Annotated in this window: 16 protein-coding genes; 9 read left to right on the plus strand and 7 right to left on the minus strand. The window is 46.2% G+C overall.

Going from position 1 to position 20,599, the window contains the following annotated elements:
• Window positions 1-384 precede the first annotated feature (384 nt).
• From K4039_RS06660 to glmS, 4 genes are all read left to right on the plus strand, one after another.
• Window positions 385-1,290, plus strand: coding sequence for a CoB--CoM heterodisulfide reductase iron-sulfur subunit B family protein (locus K4039_RS06660; RefSeq protein WP_265234359.1), 906 nt, complete (start codon window positions 385-387; stop codon window positions 1,288-1,290).
• Window positions 1,291-1,883: 593 nt separating this feature from the next.
• Complete coding sequence (locus K4039_RS06665; RefSeq protein WP_265234360.1) at window positions 1,884-3,098, plus strand: chloride channel protein; 1,215 nt, start codon at window positions 1,884-1,886, stop codon at window positions 3,096-3,098.
• A 599-nt stretch (window positions 3,099-3,697) separates the two neighbouring features.
• On the plus strand, window positions 3,698-3,943 hold the full coding sequence (gene psaC / locus K4039_RS06670) for a photosystem I iron-sulfur center protein PsaC (RefSeq protein WP_015175986.1): 246 nt from the start codon (window positions 3,698-3,700) through the stop codon (window positions 3,941-3,943).
• A gap of 309 nt (window positions 3,944-4,252) precedes the next feature.
• A complete protein-coding gene (gene glmS / locus K4039_RS06675) occupies window positions 4,253-6,196 on the plus strand; it encodes a glutamine--fructose-6-phosphate transaminase (isomerizing) (RefSeq protein WP_265234361.1) in 1,944 nt (647 codons plus the stop codon).
• Window positions 6,197-6,321: 125 nt separating this feature from the next.
• On the opposite strand, the gene K4039_RS06680 is transcribed toward glmS, so the two are convergent.
• The 3 genes from K4039_RS06680 to K4039_RS06690 form a co-directional block, all read right to left on the minus strand.
• On the minus strand, window positions 6,322-7,878 hold the full coding sequence (locus tag K4039_RS06680) for an O-antigen ligase (protein ID WP_265234362.1): 1,557 nt from the start codon (window positions 7,876-7,878) through the stop codon (window positions 6,322-6,324).
• Window positions 7,879-7,914: 36 nt separating this feature from the next.
• Entirely contained in the window at window positions 7,915-8,760 is an 846-nt protein-coding gene (locus tag K4039_RS06685; protein WP_265234363.1) for a YaaW family protein, read from the minus strand.
• 183 nt (window positions 8,761-8,943) lie between these two features.
• Window positions 8,944-9,087, minus strand: a complete 144-nt coding sequence (locus K4039_RS06690) for a hypothetical protein (protein ID WP_265234364.1) — start codon at window positions 9,085-9,087, stop codon at window positions 8,944-8,946.
• Window positions 9,088-9,300: 213 nt separating this feature from the next.
• Here K4039_RS06690 and K4039_RS06695 point away from each other — a divergent pair, with 213 nt between their 5' ends.
• Together K4039_RS06695 and K4039_RS06700 are read left to right on the plus strand one after the other, a co-directional pair.
• The gene (locus K4039_RS06695; RefSeq protein WP_265234365.1) at window positions 9,301-10,062 is read left to right on the plus strand and encodes a bifunctional 2-polyprenyl-6-hydroxyphenol methylase/3-demethylubiquinol 3-O-methyltransferase UbiG; all 762 of its coding nucleotides are present in this window, start codon (window positions 9,301-9,303) and stop codon (window positions 10,060-10,062) included.
• 205 nt (window positions 10,063-10,267) lie between these two features.
• The gene (locus K4039_RS06700; protein WP_265234366.1) at window positions 10,268-11,335 is read left to right on the plus strand and encodes an NAD(P)/FAD-dependent oxidoreductase; all 1,068 of its coding nucleotides are present in this window, start codon (window positions 10,268-10,270) and stop codon (window positions 11,333-11,335) included.
• A gap of 156 nt (window positions 11,336-11,491) precedes the next feature.
• Here K4039_RS06700 and K4039_RS06705 read toward each other — a convergent pair whose 3' ends face one another.
• Both K4039_RS06705 and K4039_RS06710 read right to left on the minus strand, forming a co-directional pair.
• Window positions 11,492-12,415, minus strand: a complete 924-nt coding sequence (locus tag K4039_RS06705; protein ID WP_265234458.1) for a polysaccharide deacetylase family protein — start codon at window positions 12,413-12,415, stop codon at window positions 11,492-11,494.
• A gap of 329 nt (window positions 12,416-12,744) precedes the next feature.
• A complete protein-coding gene (locus K4039_RS06710) occupies window positions 12,745-14,355 on the minus strand; it encodes a bifunctional pantoate--beta-alanine ligase/(d)CMP kinase (RefSeq protein WP_265234367.1) in 1,611 nt (536 codons plus the stop codon).
• 233 nt (window positions 14,356-14,588) lie between these two features.
• Here K4039_RS06710 and K4039_RS29770 point away from each other — a divergent pair, with 233 nt between their 5' ends.
• Window positions 14,589-14,708: a helix-turn-helix domain-containing protein gene (locus tag K4039_RS29770; protein ID WP_321161577.1), complete on the plus strand. Its 120-nt coding sequence runs from the start codon at window positions 14,589-14,591 to the stop codon at window positions 14,706-14,708.
• Between the two features lie 165 nt (window positions 14,709-14,873).
• Window positions 14,874-15,857, plus strand: coding sequence for a transposase (locus K4039_RS06715; RefSeq protein WP_321161578.1), 984 nt, complete (start codon window positions 14,874-14,876; stop codon window positions 15,855-15,857).
• A gap of 270 nt (window positions 15,858-16,127) precedes the next feature.
• On the opposite strand, the gene K4039_RS06720 is transcribed toward K4039_RS06715, so the two are convergent.
• A complete protein-coding gene (locus K4039_RS06720; RefSeq protein WP_265234368.1) occupies window positions 16,128-17,189 on the minus strand; it encodes a septal ring lytic transglycosylase RlpA family protein in 1,062 nt (353 codons plus the stop codon).
• Between the two features lie 606 nt (window positions 17,190-17,795).
• Between K4039_RS06720 and purM the strand changes: the two genes are divergently transcribed.
• Window positions 17,796-18,824: a phosphoribosylformylglycinamidine cyclo-ligase gene (purM, locus tag K4039_RS06725; RefSeq protein ID WP_265234369.1), complete on the plus strand. Its 1,029-nt coding sequence runs from the start codon at window positions 17,796-17,798 to the stop codon at window positions 18,822-18,824.
• A gap of 664 nt (window positions 18,825-19,488) precedes the next feature.
• Here purM and K4039_RS06730 read toward each other — a convergent pair.
• Window positions 19,489-20,532 carry a UPF0104 family protein gene (locus K4039_RS06730; RefSeq protein ID WP_265234370.1) on the minus strand — a complete coding sequence of 348 codons (1,044 nt, stop codon included), beginning with the start codon at window positions 20,530-20,532 and terminating at the stop codon, window positions 19,489-19,491.
• Window positions 20,533-20,599: the final 67 nt, after the last annotated feature.

Below are 20,599 nucleotides of genomic sequence, written 5' to 3' on the forward strand. Positions count from 1 at the left end.
GAGAGGGGGAGATGGGGAGATTGGGAGAGGGGGAGATTGGGAGATTGGGAGATTGGGAGAGGGGGAGATTGGGAGATTGGGAGATGGGAAGAGGATTTTTGCTCAAGTCATCGAAATATACAATTTCAATGTAGTAGCAACTTACTCATACCATTTGAGATTTGAGATTTGAGATTGGGATTACTTGCTGGATATGGGTTTTAAGTTTTTATACAGTTGCATTTTTTGGGTGAATCGGTCTCAAAATTCTTGAGAAAAGCTGACAATTCACCGCTAGCTAGGCTCTGATACGGTAATTATAGAGATGAAATCCGTTAGCGCAGCCCTCGAAGAGGATCGCTCTTGTCCATTGTCCTGAACCTTGTCTCCCCAGCAAAAACGACTATGCCATCCCAAACTCTCAAATATGCTTATTTTCCCGGTTGCGTAGCCCAAGGGGCGGCCCGCGAACTTTACCTGTCTACAATGGCGCTAACTCAAGCTTTGGGCATTGAACTGGTGGAACTCAAAAAAGCTTCCTGCTGCGGTTCTGGCACTTTCAAGGAAGATTCGCAGTTGCTGGAAGATACTGTTAACGCCCGCAATATTGCTTTGGCCGAGCAACTGAATCTGCCTTTGCTGACGCATTGCAGCACTTGTCAAGGGGTAATCGGTCATGTGGACGATCGCCTCAAGGAATCCCAAAAGACCGATCGACCTTACCTCGAAAAAGTCAACGGTTTGCTGGAAAAACAAGGCTGTTCGCCTTACCAAGGCACTACCGAGGTGAAACATCTATTGTGGGCGATCGTTGCAGATTACGGCCTGGAGGAAGTGCAGAAGCGAGTCACCCGCAAGCTTTCCGGTTTGAAGTGCGCCTCTTTTTACGGATGCTATCTGCTGCGAGCTCAGGATAAGCTGCTTTACGATGACCCGCACCAACCCGAATCGATGGAAAATGTGTTTCGGGCGATCGGCGCAACTCCCGTTTACTATCGAGGGCGGACGCAGTGCTGCGGCTGGCCGCTGGCGAGTTATGCCACTAACCAATCTTTTCAGATGGCTGGAAAACATATTCAAGATGCTCTTGACAATGGCGCTGATTGTATGGTAACTCCTTGTCCGCTTTGTCATTTAAATTTGGATTCGCGGCAGCCGGAGGTGGAAAAAGCGATCGATCGCAAATTGGGTTTGCCAGTGCTGCATTTGCCGCAATTGGTGGCTTTGGCTTTGGGTGTGGAGCCCAAAAAATTAGGACTCGATCGGCATATTGTTTCCACTAAGCCGGTGTTAGAAAAATTAGGCTTTTAGTCGATCGATTGGCGCGGTTTTGTAGTAAGGACTTTTAACCGCAGATTTCAGGCAGATAAACACAGATTAACGCAGATAATTTCAGGAATTTAGAGCTTGGGAATGCAGCAGATATATAGCCTTTCGAGCGAAAAATTGGGTAGGCTGGGATTTTCAGTTATTGGTAATTTAGGACTTGTATAGCAATCCTTGCAGGATTTGTGGGACTACTGGCTACTCGTTACCATGCTCTTCTTGGTAACGAGTAAATCCTGCAATGATTATTATATTGACACCGCTAAGAGTTGAAGTGGGTTTAATATCGTGTTCGGTCAATTGACCGATCTAAAATTGGTTCGCGCGTGCATCCTGGTGTCCGCAATCCCGGAGCGGAGTGCAGTCCGCACTACGAACCAATTGAGCGATCGACTATGCCTCAGTTCCCTTACAAGCCCTTGTGCGACTGCGATTGCTAGAGCGCATTCGATCGCCAGATTGACACTCAAAAGCAAGTGTGGTTAGTAGGTTCATATGCAGACCACAAAAGCTGTATACTATTATACAAAATAGTGTCAAGACTTCCTAACTTCCTAGTTAGAGACAAGGAACAAGCAATGAAACGAAACCCAATAAATCTCACACGTTCGGTATTAATATGGGCAATGTTAGGAATAATTTGTGGTTTATTTGCTGCAAGTTATTGGATATGTTTGTCTTACATGATGCGGGGATTTGAAAGTTTTAGTGGAGTTTCTCTACTAATCATCATGCCCCTTGCTGGTTTGCTCATCGGTTTGATCATTCATTGGCTGGGAAATCCTGGGGAAATTGGGTTGATTATTGACAATATTCATCTCAAAGGTGGGCGATTACCAATGAATGAAAATCCTTCAATGATTCTGTCGTCACTACTCAGTATTGCCAGTGGAGGCAGTGCTGGCCCAGAATCGCCAATGGTGCAAGTCACAGGTTCAATTGGTACCTGGTTGGCCGATCGCTTTAATTTAAGCGGAGAAGCACTACGAACTTTGAGTCTTGCTGGTATGGCATCTGGGTTTACAGTTTTGTTCGGTGCTCCTTTAGGCGGTACTTTTTTTGCTTTAGAAATCCTGCATCATCAGAATGTTGTAGAGTATTTTGAAGCAATATTGCCTGCGGTAGTGGCAAGTTGTGCAAGTTACACCATCTTTGTCGCAATTACTCAGCTTGGACTTGGGCCTACCTGGAATTTTCCTCAGTACAATGTGGACAGCCTTTATGACTTTGGCGCAGCGATTGCTTATGGAATCGTAGGGGCGATGATGGGGTGGTTTTTTATCGCTGTATTTCGCAGTGTTGGTCGCTTGTTTGATTCGATACGCAGTCCCATCTATGTGCGAACTACTTTAGCCGGACTAGCACTTGGTGGTTTATCAGCTTACTTTCCGCTCACTCGTTTTTTTGGGGAACATCAAATAGAAAAAATTGTTGATGGAAAATTTTCTTTTGCATTTCTCTTGACTTTAGTTGTTGTTAAAGTATTGGCCATTAGTGTGACTATCAATGGGGGCTGGCGAGGGGGAATAATCATTCCGCTATTTTTTATAGGAGCCTGTTTGGGAAAGGCAATCACTATCATTAATCCCGTCGGATCGAATGAGACTTTGGCAATGATTTGTGTAATGGCTGCTCTTAATTCAACGGTTACTCGCACTCCAATTAGTACAACTCTGCTCCTCGCGAAGTTGACAGGGTTAAGCACTTTTACACCGATTCTATTTGCTAGTCTCGTGGGTTTCTTCTTGGCTCCCCGATCTCCCTTCATTGCCTCACAGCGTAAAGTAGATTGACAAACGGGTAAAATTCCTCTAATAGCTCATGTAGCGGTAAGCAATGCTTGCAAATTGCGAGTGTAGAGTCTCAAGGCTTCAAGGTTTATGCCATTACAAATGGACTGTTTGCATCAAACAATATCTTGCCGTTGATATTAGTCAGTTTGCGGTTTTTTATCTGCACAAAAGCCACTGTTTCCGCCGAGTCCGCCTAAAAACGGATACAAGTTTCGACGAATTCGGCTTTGAGTCGATCGATTGGCGCGGTTTTGCAGTCAGAATTTGAGTTTTTGCTCAGATCCAATCCGGCGGATCGAAATCATACCCTAGTGCCATCGGGATCTCGCGTTAAGACCGAATCCGGCGATCGAAATCATACCCTAGTGCTGTCCCCAGTCGCGTATCCGAGCCGGGACAGCGCTCTTCAAGCTACTTCTATGGGAGTGGAAGCGTGAATAACTGTGAAGTTTTGTCGCTTTTTGGCGAAGTGCTTCCAGCCACTGCGGTAGACTAGCCTTTAATTCTCTGTGCAGGTTATAGCGGTGGCATCAAGCCGTCAAATCTTTTAACTCACAGAATCAGCAAATTTTTAGTGACTCGTTGGGAGCCTTTATTCAATGTCTCATTCAGTCAAAATTTACGATACCTGCATCGGCTGCACTCAGTGCGTCCGCGCTTGTCCGACTGACGTTTTGGAGATGGTGCCCTGGGATGGCTGCAAAGCAGCTCAGATTGCCTCCTCTCCCCGCACAGAAGACTGTGTAGGTTGCAAACGTTGCGAAACAGCTTGTCCTACCGATTTTCTGAGCATCCGGGTTTACCTGGGAGCCGAAACCACTCGCAGTATGGGTCTAGCTTACTAAATATCGATCGAATTGTCGATCGAATTACCGGCACAAGAGAGGGGGCAATTTAATCGCCCCCTCTCTTTTTGCTGCGACATCCAGCCAGCGGGACTAGGCCTTTGTGTAAGATGGAGCTTGCCCTAAAAATAGATTTTCTGGGTTAATCTCGATTTACGACTTACCCAGAAACCTGGTTTTTCTACCAAAAATCGTCTGTGGAGTCACCAAGAGTCAGCAAAAAAAACAGGTTTTTGGCAGATCGCCCATAAGTCCTCAATAATAAAACTGGGTTTTAATTACGATCGCTAAGCAGGAGTTTTATCTTAAATGTGCGGAATCGTTGGCTATATCGGCACGCAAGCAGCAAGCGAGATTTTGCTAGCAGGATTGGAGAAACTAGAATACCGGGGCTACGATTCAGCGGGCCTCGCTACCATCTCCGAAGGAGAAATTACCTGCATCCGAGCCAAGGGCAAATTGCACAACCTCCGGGAAAAGCTAGCAGAGATAGACTCTCCGGCTCCCATCGGCATCGGGCACACCCGCTGGGCAACTCACGGCAAACCAGAGGAATATAACGCTCATCCTCACATGGATAATAGCGGGCGAATTGCCGTAGTTCAAAATGGAATTGTCGAAAATTATCGCGAGTTGCGGCAAGAATTGACAGCGAAGGGACATAAATTTGTCTCGGATACGGATACAGAAGTTATTCCTCATTTAATCGCTGAATTTTTTGCAGAAGGAAGAAGGAAGAAGGAAGAAGGAAGAAGGAAGAAGGAAGAAGGAAAAGATCAAACAGCCGATGAACTTGCAGATTTGTCGTTTTTGGAAGTGGTTTCTAAGGCTGTAAATCGGTTAGAAGGAGCTTTTGCGATCGCCGTTATTTGCGCCGACTTTCCAGACGAAATAATTCTTGCCAGACAGCAAGCTCCTTTGGTGATTGGGTTTGGTGCCGGCGAATTTTTCTGCGCTTCCGACACGCCAGCCTTAATATCTCACACCCGCGCCGTTTTATCTTTAGAAAATGGCGAATTGGCTAGGCTAACTCCGATGGGAGTCGAAGTTTACAATTTTACAGGGGAAAGGCTCAAAAAAAGCCCGCGCATCCTTGGTTGGAGTCCGGTTTTAGTCGAAAAACAAGGCTTCAAACACTTCATGCACAAGGAGATTTACGAACAGCCTGCCGTAGTCCGAGCTTGTTTGGATGCTTATTTAGACAGCGATTGGCAGCCGGGAAATCTGCGCTCTCCCATCAATCTCAACTTGCCAGATGAACTTTGCGCCGATGTCGAACAAATTTCAATTCTCGCCTGCGGAACGAGCTGGCACGCCTCGCTAATTGGCAAATATTTGTTGGAACAGTTAGCGAATATTCCTACTGCGGTGCAGTACGCTTCTGAGTACCGTTACGCACCGGCGCCACTAACAGCAAATACTTTAATTATTGGGGTAACTCAGTCGGGAGAAACGGCGGACACGTTGGCTGCTTTGGGGATGGAACAGCAGCGCCGCGCGGGTTTTACCGATAAATTTCGATCGCGAATGTTGGGCATTACTAACAGGACAGAAAGCTCGATCGCCCACATGATGCCGCACGTCATAAATACCCACGCTGGTATAGAAATCGGCGTGGCTGCAACTAAGACTTTTGTCAGTCAGTTGATGGCTTTCTATTTCTTAGCTTTGGATTTGGCACACCAGCGGCAAACAATCAGCACCGAGAGATTGGCAGAAATTATTGCTGGTTTACGCCATTTGCCCGGCCAAATTGAGAAGTTTTTGGAGATTCAAGAACAGTATGTGGAGGAATTGTCCCACCAGTTTACCGAAACCCAAGATTTTATATTTTTGGGGCGGGGAATTAACTTTCCGATTGCTTTGGAAGGGGCGCTGAAATTGAAGGAAATTAGCTACATTCACGCTGAAGGATATCCGGCGGGAGAAATGAAACACGGCCCGATCGCCCTTTTGGATGCTAAAGTGCCTGTAGTGGCGATCGCGATGCCCGGAAGCGTCTACGAAAAAGTCCTTTCCAACGCTCAGGAAGCCAAGGCGCGCGACGCCCGTTTAATTGGCGTTACCCCGAAGCAGGGCGAAGCGGAAGCCGATATTTTTGACCACGTTTTGCCGGTGCCTTTGGTGGATGAATTGTTGTCGCCGATTGTGACAGTGATTCCGCTGCAATTGTTGGCCTATCACATTGCGGCGCGTCGGGGTTTGGATGTGGATCAGCCGCGCAATTTGGCGAAGTCGGTGACGGTGGAATAAAGGAAGTCATTAGTCATTAGTCATTAGTCATTAATCATTAGTCATTAGTCATTAGTCATTAGTCATTAGTTATTCGTTGGTTGTTGGTTGTTGGTTGTTCGCTCTAATAACCAATAACCAATACCCTATGCCCGATGCCCAATTCCCGATGCCCGATCGCCAACACCGCAAATCGCCGCTAACAGCAACCAGCTTATTGTATTGACTCGGAAATCAAACAGCGTCACGTCTATAGTGTTAAACAGCGTACAGGCGGCGAAGGCTAATAAATAACTGAAGAAAATTAGGCGATCGTCCGCTTGTTTTTCTTGACAAAATACCTGAGTTGTGCTAATTACTAGAGAGTTTTGATTGAGCAATAAAGCATTTTCCCCTACTTTCTCTGTTGCTATTTGCTCTTGTTGGATGTCCGCCGCAGAAACAGGCCAATTCATCAACAACAAAACACCTCTAGCCAAAACCCAGCCAACTAAACCCAAAAATAAAAGCGTTGCGGGTATTCCAGTTTCCGCAGTCAGCATCAATATCAAACTGTGAGGATGACCCAGCCATTCGTGCATCTGAGCTTGATAGAGAGGCGTAAAATTTCGCAGTCCCCAACCAGTCCAAGGACGCTGCTGAGTCATCGACCAAGCAAACTCCCATTGAGTAGTTCTCAAAGTAGCAGTCGGCCGATTTGGAAACATCTCATCGGTAAGTCTGGCCCAGAAAAAAGCCGGGATAATTCTTCGTAAATATTGCCGCAGCGGTTCCGGCCCAAACGCCGACAAAAACACTGCACCAACCCCACTAAATACCGCAGCTAATATTTTTTTATAACCCGCATAAAATGCAAAAGCCAAAACTGCTAAAACGGCCAATCCCCACGCATTTCTAGAATTAGTAAAAATCAAAGCAACAGCATTTCCCAGCACAGCCAAACTTAAAAATAGGAATTGGGCATTGGGCATTGGGCATTGGGCATTGGGCATTGGTAATTGGGAATCGGTAATTGGGAATTGATTAATTATTTCCTTATTCCCTCTTTCTTCCTTCTTCCTTCTTCCTTCTTCCTTCTTCCTTCTGAACCCTTCTTCCATCAACAATCCCAGTGTTAAAATAAAAGCAATTGTCAGATAGCAAGCTAAAATATTAGCATACATAAATACAGAAGCCATGCGGCCAGGGGGATTGCCTTTAGGTTCTAGTACCCAGCCAAAAACAGGCTGCAATTGATCGATGCCACTCCAACCTAAAAATTGCTGTCCCAAACCCAAAATTATCACGGGAATTGAACTAATTACAATCATCCAAGACAATTGTCGCAACTGAGCCGGAGTTTGAATTAAACTGCTGAAAGCAGCAAACAATATGAAATATGGTAAGAAATTAAACAAGCCTAAAACAGCCTCGATGCGGTTGTTGGCAAAAACCACAGTGATGACTAGCAGTGCGCTCAGAATTGCGAATCCTTGATGCAGCGGGCGGCGGCTAATTTGGCGGAACTTTTGCTTCCAAGTGCCCGCCAATCCCAGGAATAAACCTAATGCTCCCAAAATCGGAACTATCGGAAAAATCAGCGTCCCCAATTGAGTGCAATTCCAAGGGATTTGCAGTTGGCGATCGGGATGTTTTTGCAGGCGAGACTTAAGATTTTTGGCTGTCTGTTTGGCAGCTAATTTAAACCGATTTTCGATATTCACTCACACTCCAAACCTAAAATCTAAAATCTAAAATTGTTAAGCTAATTCCCAAGCGCATTCCGATCGCGTTAATCGAATTTGAGCCAAGGCAAAAATGGTCGGGATAATGCGCCCGTAGTTCGTGGAAATCGATCGCCAACCCAAATCCGCTAAAAACCAAGTCCACATCACCGGGCCGAGCAACGAAAACACGCTCCGCGTCGCACCGTAACGAGCCGCACTCACGGCCATACCGCGCCGCGCCGTCTGAATTGCGACATAATTTTGAAACTGGGTTGCTGCGGTTACAGTCCCTGCAAGCACTCCTTGTCTGGCCATTTGATAGGTGGCAAAATGCAGCGCAAATTGATTCGCCATCACTTTCAGCAACATGGGTTTTAAGATGGAACTCACAGCTAAAGCGCTACCACCTTTGAACAGCAAACCCAGCGGGTCTTTTTCAGCAGAAATTGGCAAGGGTTCAGAGAGTTTAGAATCAACAATTGCTCGCTGTACGCGCACTGTCAGCGCTTGCTGTTCATCTGCCGGCAAACGCTTCCACGCGCGGCCCATTAAGTGCAGAAATACTTCGGCTTCTAAGTCGGTGGTTGACAATTGTTTGGGATAAGGGATTTTGAGATAGCGGCAAACTTGAATTAGTGCTTGTCTGTAAGTTACTTGTTCGGTTCGCCCTCTGAGTACCGTCAACCCGTCGGCCGCAAGATACCGAAACCGCTGTTCTACGGCGTCTAGCCATGCTTCGCGATCGCGACTTTGTACGTCTATCGGTGCGGGGGTTTGCACGTAATCTAAAGGGTTAAACTTGCGGCTAAACAACAGTTCGGTTAGTTGCTGCAATTCTTCTTCTGTTGTCAATTCTAGTGCTGCTCTTAGTTCGTCCAAGATTTTGCCCTCCCATATACCATTTTAGATTTTAGATTTAGATTGTCGCTGAGTAGCGCACTTTGGAACTTGCCGAGCGCTACATTTTTTTTTTCAACTAATCTTACCTGTAGATTCGTGCTGTTCCCTATTCTACTACCTGGCGCGACGGGCGATCGCCGATCGCAGGCAAAGCATTCGGCATCAAGGCAGAATTAGGACTTGCACAGAAACCTGCTTTTTGTACAAAAAAACATCGTTACAGCCATCGCCCCGCTTGCCGAACCCGGAAAGCTTTAGTTTTTGTGCGTAGATTTTGCGATCGCGATCGAGATAATTCGTTTTCAACTCAACATTTATCGATCGGCTTTGTCACCCAAACCCCCATAGCAGCACAGCCTCTGGCTAGCTACAACCCAGCCTCTTCAGGACTCCCAAATTCACCGTGAACCCACACTATTTTATTAGTTATCAACGAAGGATTTTTTGGGGAGTGTGTTTCTGTAAAAGAATGTCAGTTAATCATATAATAGATGGGGATTTTTTGTGAGCTAGTAAATTATGTCTTCTGCTGTCGCACCGTCTTTTTTACAGGGATATTGGCAAGATGCTTTCAGTTTAAAGCAGCATCTACAGGATTTTTTAAACTTAGATGCAGAAGCAATTGAACAAAGGATGGAATTTAGTCAACAATCCTTGGCAGAACTAGGTCATCGGGATTTTGACTGGGAAGAAGCTAGCGAGTTTTATCGCGATCGAGTAGGAGAAGCTTACCTGTTCGATCTTGGGGCTTGGCATTTGTCAAGTCAGGAGTACATAGGAGGTACTTTAACATTGATCTCCGATATCGCTCGCGGTCGGGTATTAGATTTTGGCGGCGGTATTGGAACTCATGCTATTGCAGCCGCCCTTTGCCCTGAAGTAGAACAAGTAGTTTATTGCGATATTAACCCCATAAATTGCAATTTAGTTCAAAGCCGAGCTGCTAAGTTAGGATTGAGTGACAAAATTTCCTGTTGTCTGGAAATATCCCCCACGGAAGTTTTTGATACGATTATTTGTTTAGATGTGATTGAACATTTACCAAATCCCAGTCAGCAGTTGTTGGATTTTCACAAGATGCTGTCCCCGTCAGGACAACTGATCCTTAATTGGTATTTTTTCAAAGGTTTTAATCAAGAATTTCCTTTTCACCTAGAAGATCGGGAAGCAATAGACACATTTTTTTATAAACTTCAGTCTAATTTTATCGAAGTTTTTCATCCTCACTTAATCACGGCTCGTTGCTATCGCAAACTAACTCCAAGTTTAGGGGTTTGCTAAAGGTTTTTTGTTCGCCAAAACCTGGTCTAAAAATTCCGCGTCTTGATATCTAGTTTCAAGCTGATAACTATAGTCATGGACGCAGAAACTGGTTTTCCTAAACAAAAAAAGTGCATTAAGGCCTTTAAGTGTGGTAGAAAACCAGGTTTATTGGGCATTGATGTATCCAAGACTCAACTAAATCTAAACAACTGAAATTTAAACTATGTTCGATGTTGCGGTCATCGGTGCGGGGATGGCGGGGCTGATTTGTGCTCGGCAGTTGCGCCTCGCGGGCTATTCTGTGGTAGTTGTGGAGAAATCTCGCGGCCCCGGCGGACGAGTCGCTACTCGCCGTGTGCACGGCACTAGGGCAGATCACGGGGCTCGCTATTTGGAGCCGCAGGGAGATGCGGTGCAGGGGTTAATTGAGGTTTTGCTCGATCGCCACATTCTGAAACTCTGGACGGATAGTGTGGGAGAATTCCGACAAGGAGAAATTTTATCGATTCCCACTTCCTGTTATGTCGCACCTGCTGGGATGAATGCTGTCGGTAAGTATCTGGCTGAGGATTTAGACATTTGGTATGGCCGTCGAGTCCAAGCTATGTCTGCTACAGATCACCAATTGTGGCAACTTTCCCTAGAAGTTACCGACGACAATTTAGAGATACCTCAAGAATTGATTGCTAAGGCTGTGGTTGTAGCAATTCCTGCTCCTCAAGCTTTAATGTTTTTGGATTCGGAAATCGGTTTGTCGCCAGATTTTATTGACAAATTGCGTTCTGTAGAATATGACCCTTGCATTACAGTTATGGCTGGCTATCCTGCGGAACGAAATTCAGAGTTGAGCAATCTCAATCCGCAGTGGAAATCGGTTTCTTTTCCCGATGATTCTGATTTAGCTTGGGTTGGCCTCGACAGCAGCAAGCGATTCGATCCGCAGCAGCCTGTGTTTGTGGTTCACAGCACTGCTAATTTTGCCGATCGCTATTTAGAAGCTACTGATTTAAATATTATCGGTCAAGAATTGCTCGATCGCACTTCTGAACATTTAATGCCTTGGCTGAATCAGCCGGAATGGTTGCAGGTTCACCGCTGGCGCTATGCTTTTTGTCGAAATCCTTTGCCTGTTTCTTGTTTGCCCGCTGAGGGGACTTTGCCGCTGGTTTGTGCGGGGGATTTGTGCGGGGATGGTCAAATTGATGCTGCTTTGCGATCGGGAGTGGCGGCGGCTGCTTGGGTGAATTTTCAATTGCAGAATTTGCCTTTTAATTTAATTCAAACTGACTGAATTAAAAGGGTTATTAGTGGGATTAAATTCCTCAATAATAACCCTTTTAATTGTGGTCTATCTGGCTGATTTATTGAGTGCGAGGGAGTTATTTTTTCGATCACGAGTTGTTGTAAAAAGTGGGAAGATGGCGCTTAATTCCACTCTCCCATTTTTTTATTTTCGTGCTGTCTGCTGCTTCTTTAAAGCTTGTTCTTGCATCTGCAATAACTCTGGAACTGTTACAAATTTGTACCCTTCTTTTCTCAGTCTAGCAATAATATCGGGCAATGCTTGTACTGTTCTCGCTCGATTGCCACCACCATCGTGCATCAACACAATGCCGCCCGAATTGGCCTGTCGCATCACGTTGTCCATCAACGATTGCGTCGCAGTCCGCCAATCTAAAGAATCCGCAGACCACATGATCACTGCATAATTTTTCTTCTGTGCGTAAGCTGCCAATCCATTGTTTAAAATGCCTCCTGGCGGCCGAAACATTAATGTTTTTACCCCGGTCACTTTCTCAATTAATGATGATGTGCGATCGATCTCGCGAGCCGCACCGTCTTCGTTATATTTAATGTATTGGTGGTTCCAAGTGTGGTTGCCGATCGCGTGACCGGCCGCCGCGACTTGTTTGCCAAGTTCGGGATATGTTTGCAGGTATCTTCCTACCCAGAAGAATGTCGCCTTAATATTGTTTTTCTTGAGGATATCTAGGATTTGTGTAGTAGTTGTCGGCCAGGGCCCGTCGTCAAATGTCAGGGCGATCGCCTTGTGCTGCTCATCCAGTTTTGCCTGACGCAGCATGATACCTTTAAACTGGGATGGTAGGGGTGATTGAAAACGGGTTTCCTGCTGTTGAGTTAGGGCTTTTTGGGCAACTTCAACTCGATGGGCGATCGCTCCTTTAATCCCACTAACATTAGATATCAGTTTTGGTTCTTGGGACGATACGGCCAAGACTTGTGGCTGCATCGGTGGCGCTGGTTGAGTTGCCCGCAAGTTCATCGGTAACGTCACACCCAGCAAAAAACTGCCCGCTGCGGCCAGAAAAGCAACGATTAATTTTTGTCGCCGCCTCAAAAGCCGTTTCATTTTTGTCACGTCATTCTCTCCTTCACACCTTGCACAATTAATTCTAGATTTTATTTTGATATCAGTTAATTCACTTTAGGGCATAATCTTAAATCAGATTGTCCCTAGAAATGTTACTCCAAGTAACCGATCGCAGGGAAGTCCGCCCGGATCAAAAAAATTAAGACTTGTACGCGAGAAATCCTATAACCCATCTCAACGGGAAATAGTTAGTAGAAAATTTCCCTATGGCGATCAAATCCCGTTAGTCGCAGGTTTATATTGTTAGGGGCTCAGGCTAGGGGCCCGCATCCCTAGCTGATGCTGCGGGGAATCGCAGCGTCCTAAAATTAACTTTTAGGGCGGATTCTCTGTTTGTACAAGCCGACAATCCGATCGATAACTTCGTCAACACTCAAATTATCTGTTTGAATTTCCACAGCATCGGCAGCTTTCCGCAAAGGCGCAACCAGGCGGGTGCTGTCCTTTTCGTCCCGCAGAGCAATGTCTTTTTCTAACTGTTCCAAGCTAATATTAGCCCGATCGGTGTCTTTAAGCTCTAACATCCGCCGACGCGATCGCTCTTGTACCGAAGCCGTCAAAAAAATCTTCAATTCCGCATCGGGAAACACGTTAGTCCCGATATCGCGGCCTTCTGCCACAATCCCACCTTTTGTACCACAGCGCCGCTGTTCATCTACTAGAAACTGGCGCACAGCAGGAATTGCCGCCATTTCCGAGACGCGAGATGTGACTTCCAAACTGCGAATTGCCTCGGTTACGTCTTCGCCGTTAATCTTCACTATGAAAGATGCGGGATCGAGATTGTATTCCAAATAGCTGTAACTGACTAATTCGGCGATCGCACATTCGTCAGAAATCGGCGTGTCTGTTTTCAAAGCCAGCCAAGTCAGCGCCCGATACATCGCGCCGGTATCCAAATAAAACAAGCCCAAAGCTTTTGCTGCTTGCCGAGTTACCGTAGATTTGCCAGCGCCCGCCGGGCCGTCGATCGCCACAATTGGCCTCCGGTTCCTGAGAATTATATTATCAATCAAGCGAGTAGAGCCTACTCTGGCTGCTACGGCTAAAAGTCCCGCTGTTTCCACAACCTGCAACGGCATCAAAGTGTCGGGATCGACGAGTTCGGCGTATTCGAGCTTAACTTCGGGTTCTCCAGCGACTTCTGCGCGCGCAATAGCAAGTGCAGCAGCAGAGGTGCGGTCGCCTGATGCAAAACTTTTTGAGGCCTGTTGCAGCGCGCGGTAGAGGGCGCAGGCTTGCTGTTTTTGCTCTGTTGTTAAATACTGATTTCGAGAACTCATTGCTAGTCCTGACTCTTCGCGGACGATCGGGCAAGCAACAATCTCTACAGGCAAGTTCAAATCCAAGGCCAGCTTGCGGATAATTGCTAGTTGCTGCGCGTCTTTCTGCCCGAAATAAGCTTTTGTCGGCTCAATCAAACTCAAAAGTTTGGTAACAATTGTCGCGACGCCCTGAAAATGACCTGGCCGAGACTTGCCGCACAACACCGATGTCATCGCCGGCGGTGGCACTACTTGAGTTAAGGATGAAAGTTGAATCTGTGTTTGGGCGGTTTTCTGTGTTTGGGCACGCGCGGCGAAGCTATCCCGTAGGGAATCGCTCGCTGGGTTGCCAAACATTTCTGTTGCTGAGGGAGCAAAAATGAAATCAACGCCAGCTTGTTCGCACAGCAGCCGGTCTTGCTCGAAATTCCGGGGATAATCTTGAAAATCTTCTGTCGGCCCAAATTGCAGCGGGTTGACAAAAATGCTGACTAGGACGATCGCATTGTCTTGTCTTGCTCGCTGGATCAAACTGAGATGTCCGCTGTGCAAAGCTCCCATTGTCGGCACTAAACCGACTGTCAAATCAGGTACAGCAGACTTTTGTAAATTTAAGTAGCAGCGAAGTGCTGCAATTGTCGTAAACAGGCGCACCGGTAGACTCTCCTGAAGGCATTCGGCAGAATGCAGAATTTATTATTTGTCTGAATTTGTTCGATCGGACATCTTGCAGCGATGTTAGCAATAAACTCGCGCGCCCGCATCGGGACTCGACGAGTGGAAGATGTCATTTTTATCAGAAAGTTGGGTTTAAAACCCCATCATAAGCTTGACGGCTTTATATTTACTAGCATTGCATCTGCCACTAAATATGTTAAGGTAGTGGAATGCTAACCATGAATTACCGCTATCGAATCTATCCCAGCATCACTCAAGAGCAGTCACTCAAAGAGTGGATGGATGTTTGTCGCGTTGCCTACAAACAACTATGGGCTGCGCGAAATTAAGGATTGGTGTAATAGCCGGAAGTGCATGGTTGACAGATGCTCTATCAGTCATGAATATATCATGGCTGCTGATAGTCCTTTTCCTAGCGAAGTGAATCAGCTTAATGCTTTGCCAAGCGCCAAGAAGGTATTTCCTCTCCTTGGGCGAAGTACCAAAGCCAAGTCTTGCAACAGGCTATTAAACAACTGCACCGAGCCTGGGATGGGTTTCAAAAAGTTGGGCATGGATTCCCCAGATTTAAAAAGTTTGGACAATTCAAGTCTTTGTTGTTTCCCCAATTTAAACAGAATCCAGTGCAGGGAGTACATATCGCCTTGCCCAAGTTGGGGCCCATTCCAATTAACACGGGCAATCGCCCGATACCGAGTGGCTTTGTAGTTAAGCAGGTTCGGATAATCAACAAGGCTGATATTTGGTACGCTAACGTTAATATCCAATGCGATGTTAGTGTTCCCAATCCTATGCCTCATGGTCATCCAATTGGGGTAGATGTTGGACTTTCTAAGTTTTTGGCAACTAGCGACGGAGTTCTTGTGAAGTCGCCTAAGTTCTTTAAAGTGATGCAAAGCAAGCTGAAATTGCTGCAACGCAGACTTTCTAGGAAAAAGAAGCGCTCTAAGAATTACGAAAAACAACGGATCAAAGTTGCTAGAATTCACCACACAATTGATAATGCCCGCAAGGATTTTCACTTCAAGCAATCTCACGCCCTTTGCGACGCTGGTGATATGGTCTTCATGGAAGACTTGGATTACCGAATTCTTGCCAAAGGGATGCTTGGCAAACAGATGCTTGCGGAGGGCTTTGGACAATTCCGAGCTATCACCAAGTACGTGTGTTGGAAGCGTGGTAAGTTTTTTGGGAAAGTTAACGCTAGGGGAACTTCTCAAGAGTGTCCTGAGTGTGGTGCAACAGTTAAAAAAGACTTGAGTGTTAGAGTACATCATTGCCAAGAATGTGGATTCCTTGCCGACAGAGATGTGGCTAGTGGTCAAGTCATCAGAAATAGAGGAATAGAATCAATTAATACGGCGGGACACGTCGGAATCCAAAACGCCTATGCAGACGGTTTGCCGGGGACTGAAATATCTCAGTCTAGGTCAAAGTCGAAAAACCGCAAGGGAGCAACTAGGAAATTTTTGAAGTAATTCAAAGAAGCTCCGTGCCTTGACAGTCGGAGTCATGTCACTCTACTTTCTGCCTTCTACACTTCGGATAACTTTTGTATTCTGCCTTACCAGAAAGAATTGGTTTAAAGCCGGAACCCTTGTAGGGAGAAATTAAAATCAGACTATTCATTACTCCAATCTTCTTCCTTCAAGGTAGAGGTCGCTGTCAACCCTTCTCTAAGCAAGCTGTCAACTGTCAACTGCCAACTGCCAACTGTCAACTGTCAACTGTCACCGTCCGACTGTTGTTTACTGTTTCGGTTCGATTACTTCGATTTCCACTCTCGCAACGCCGCTGCTCATCATTCCCAGCACGTTAGCCGCGCCAGCAGACAAGTCAATCAGCCGATCGCCCACGTAGGGCCCGCGATCGTTAATGCGGACGACTACAGATCGGCCGTTGTCGAGATTTCGCACCATGACTAGAGTGCCGAAGGGCAATTGGCGGTGGGCAGCAGTCAAATCATTTTGGTTGAAACGTTCGCCGCTGGCGCTGAGGTTGCCGTCAAATCCTGGGCCGTACCAGGAAGCCCAGCCGCTGAGCCGCACTTGAATTGGGCCCAAAGATAGCACGGGGGCTTCTGGTTGGGGTTTGCCAGCGACTGCTTCCAGGGGTGGGGCGTTGCCCAGCAGTCGGCGGAGGCGATTGGTTACTTGCAGGGCGTCTCGGCTAAAGTCGCTGGTGGTGTCGGGAAGGATGGTTTCGGCGTTGATATTTACCAAGTCCTCGCCGTTTACCTGGATCAGGTAGCGATCGCCTTTTTCCCACTTAACGGTAATGCTGTTGGGATCGATGTTGTTGCGGGCTAGCTGGTTGAGTCTTGCTGCTAGGCTGGATGCCCGCCACACTGGATCTGGTTCTTGGTTGCTAGAATTGCTGGCAATGTTTCCGGCTTTGGGATTTTCTTTTGCGCCGGCTACTTTTGAATCACTGCGAGAATCGGCTTTGCTGTCGCCAGTCGCTCCAATTTTGGTATTTGTTTCCCGACTGGCGTTGAGAAATGTGATGACTGGAATGTTTCGCACGTAGACTGTCGCTGCTTGTCGCCCGTCTAAGTCGTGGGGCTGAATTTTGACGATCGAGTCTTGGACAATTTCAGCTCTTGCTTGGTACTGATACTGTCCGACTTTTTGTACTTCGGCCCGAGTCGCGTTTAACTGCGGGGACGGTTGGGTGGCAATTACTTGCTGCTTGGAACCCTGAGAGTTTTGGTTGACGGCGCTTGTGGCTTGTGCGTGACAAGACGATGCCGTTCCTACAACAGGAACTAACAGGACAGCGAGTAAACCACCAACAAATTTTTCCTTCATACGTCCAATTTTGTGAATAGCCATTGCTAACCGAGATTGGAGGATTGGCCTTTTGGCGGCAGGCGTCAAGGATTTCTCTCTTGCCCTTCGCCATTCCTCCGTGAGTCAAAGCAAAGTATCGGGGTGCGTTTTTGCTTTAATGCTTCAGCCCAAAAAATTTTGGCGGAAACTTCCCTGATACTTGACAACTCATACTCGATCCGCAATTTGTGTTTTGTTCACGAACTGCAACAGACTACCACAAACTTTTGCGCTTGGGGATCGCTGTGCCGAAACATTTCACGCAATCTTCATCAAATCTTCTCAGAGCTCTGTATGATAAAATCCTTTAATTGCAGTGCTTGCAGCCGTTTTCGGAATTCCTGAAAAATTTACAAAAATTTACAATAAATTAGCCTATTTTATGAGCTGCCAAATGGCTAGTCTAAAAAAATCTATTTGTCAAGTGTTTAACGATTGACTCCGCTAAAAAACGGAGACAAGTTTCCGATACTCGTCGCCATCGGCCTCAAATTTTAGACTAAGGTTCCAGCTCCTAGATTCAACTGTTGCCCGTTATCGGCATAAACTAAAACTTACAAATAGATTTGGCGGACTTGCGGACTTATGGATTATCGAGCAGCAGGTGTGGATGTTGAGGCGGGCAGAGCTTTTGTCGATCGCATCAAGAATACAGTCAAAAGCACCCACAGATCGGGAGTTTTGGGCGGATTCGGCGGATTTAGCGGGTTTTTCAGCGTCCCGGAGGGTTTAAAAGAGCCGGTGATGGTTTCGGGCACTGATGGTGTGGGGACTAAGTTGAAATTGGCCCACGATCTCGATCGCCACGACACGGTAGGTATCGACTTGGTGGCGATGTGCGTCAACGACGTGCTGACATCCGGCGCGGAACCGCTGTTTTTTCTCGATTATTTAGCTACGGGAAAGTTAAATTCCGAACAATTAGCTGCGGTGGTGACAGGAATTGCTGACGGTTGCAAACAAGCGGGCTGTGCTTTGCTTGGAGGGGAAACCGCAGAAATGCCCGGTTTTTACCAAGCCGGCGAGTACGATTTGGCTGGTTTTTGCGTGGGAATTGTCGAAAAGAGCAAGTTGTTGGACGCTTCCCAGGTGCGGGTGGGAGATGTGGCTGTGGGGCTGGCTAGTTCCGGCGTGCACAGCAATGGTTTTAGTTTGGTAAGGAAAATTGCGGGCGATTTAGGTTTTGATTGGCATTCCCAACCGGAAAAGTTAGGTGGCCAAAGTTTAGGAGAAGTGCTGCTGAGTCCGACTACAATTTATGTGAAACCAGTCCTCGAAGCCCTGAAGAGCGGCTTGGAAATTCACGGTATGGCTCACATTACGGGCGGCGGTTTGCCGGAAAATTTGCCCCGCTGTTTGGGAGCGAATCAATCTGTGAAAATTAACACCAGTAGCTGGCCGAGTTTGCCGATTTTTGACTGGATTGCTGAAGCTGGTTCTGTGGCGACGGCCGATATGTTCAATACTTTTAATATGGGGATTGGCTTTGTGCTGTTGCTCGATCGCCGGGAAGTTGAACAGGCTGTTAAGTGGTTTGAGTCTCAGGGAATTGGTGCTTGGGCGATCGGCGAAGTGATTGACGGGAACGGTGAATTGATCATAGGCATTGATTAATTTTAGTTGAATGAATTAAAAAAAATCGCCTTTTTTTTTCGGGTCAAACGCTTGACTTTGACCATTCAATAATGTATTATTTAATAATGGGAGTGCTGGCAATTTTAAAATTAATGTTACCACTCCCATTATCTAAAATATACCACAAGAATCCTAGGAAAGTCAATAGGTAATACTTCTTTTTTAGAGAGGATTTTTTAACAAGATTGGAAGAAACTTTGTTGATTTCACCAGATAAATTGTTGATTGATAGAGCGATCGCAGATTTCAGGCAGATGAACACATCTCATCTTTGAACCTGTAAATTTGCAGCTTGACGGCGCGAATCCCGTCGCTTCTACGGCTATCAAAGTGGGTGACAATTATTTGGCTATAGTCTCTGGGGTAGCTCAAAGTGTCCTGAATGCTAGCGTTTTCTTCAAATCTTAGAAATAGCCATCTATGCAATTGGGTTCAGCAGCTATACCTGCGGCCCAATTGCTCGATATCAAAATAAAACGCTCAATTCTCTAATCTGATTTTGCCTGATAAAATTATCAGTTCGGATTCGTAGTGAGGACTTCAGTCCTTCTTCATAGTTTTATGAAGAAGGACTAAAGTCCTCACTACAAACCTTTTTTCTAGTTCGATCGCACTTACGCCGAAACAGTTAAACTCACCATTTTTAACTGTGCCCGCGCGATCGATCGATCTTTGCCACAGCAGCACCCGCAACATCCGCCAAAATACTAACTATCCGATACAACGCCACCGCACTCAAAATTATAGCTACAGAAAAGCGATCGGACAATAGCGCGATCGCCGTTGCTTCAAATACTCCCATGCCTCCGGGCGCACCCGGTACGACTAAACCCACAACAAACGCAAAACAGAAAGCACCGAACAAGTTCGGAATATCGAGAAAATTCACCGGATTTAAAGCCATTACAGTTAGCAAAAATCCGCTACCCCGCAATCCGATAAAACATATTTGTCCGATTAACGGCACTAAAGGATAGCGTCTAATTGGCAAATTATTTTGGCGTTGGGACTTGACGCTAGATGTTTTTTTAGCTAGACTGGAGCTAGACCCTAAACGCAAAATTAGTCGATCGCCCGCAGCCTCTCCAACATCGGAATTTTCCCCGTTCTTCTTAGATAACTTCAACCGCTCTACAAACAGGACGATCGGATTTAAAATTCGGGGATGAATCGCCGTCAAAATAGCAGCACAGCCGACTATTCGCAAAAAACCATCGATCCGCTCAAAACAAATTAACCCAATCAGCCCGCCCGCAGAAGCCATTAACAGCGGTTCCAACAACACGCTGAGAGTAGCAGCTTTCGGCGCAATGCCTGCATTTTTTGCTTCCAAAATTCGACCCCAAAAATGCCAAATATTCCCCGGCAAATACTTGGCAATATTAGTTTTGAGAAAAACCTGAATCGCCCAGGCGGCATTTACAGGTTGACGGAATTCCCGCAAAATTAACATCCACACCCAGCCGACAAAAATTAGAGACAGTAAAGTGATGCCAAGCGCAATCGCCAATAACGGAAAACTTTCGGATCGAATTTGAATATTCGCGACTTCTCGCCAGTGAGTTAAAAAAGCTTTGGCAATAAATAAAAACGTTCCGCCCAGAATCACATAGCGCAAATAAGGCTTTAAACGCGCTTTGGCGAGGTTGAAAAAATTCTGAATTCGATGCAAGTGTTCTTTTCCCATTTTCCGCTCCTGATTAGTGAATTTGGGATGGTAGATTACTTAAAGACAATTTCATGTTTTAAATCTA

The sequence above is a fragment of the Lyngbya sp. CCAP 1446/10 genome (assembly GCF_026130175.1).
Taxonomy (GTDB): domain Bacteria; phylum Cyanobacteriota; class Cyanobacteriia; order Cyanobacteriales; family Microcoleaceae; genus Microcoleus.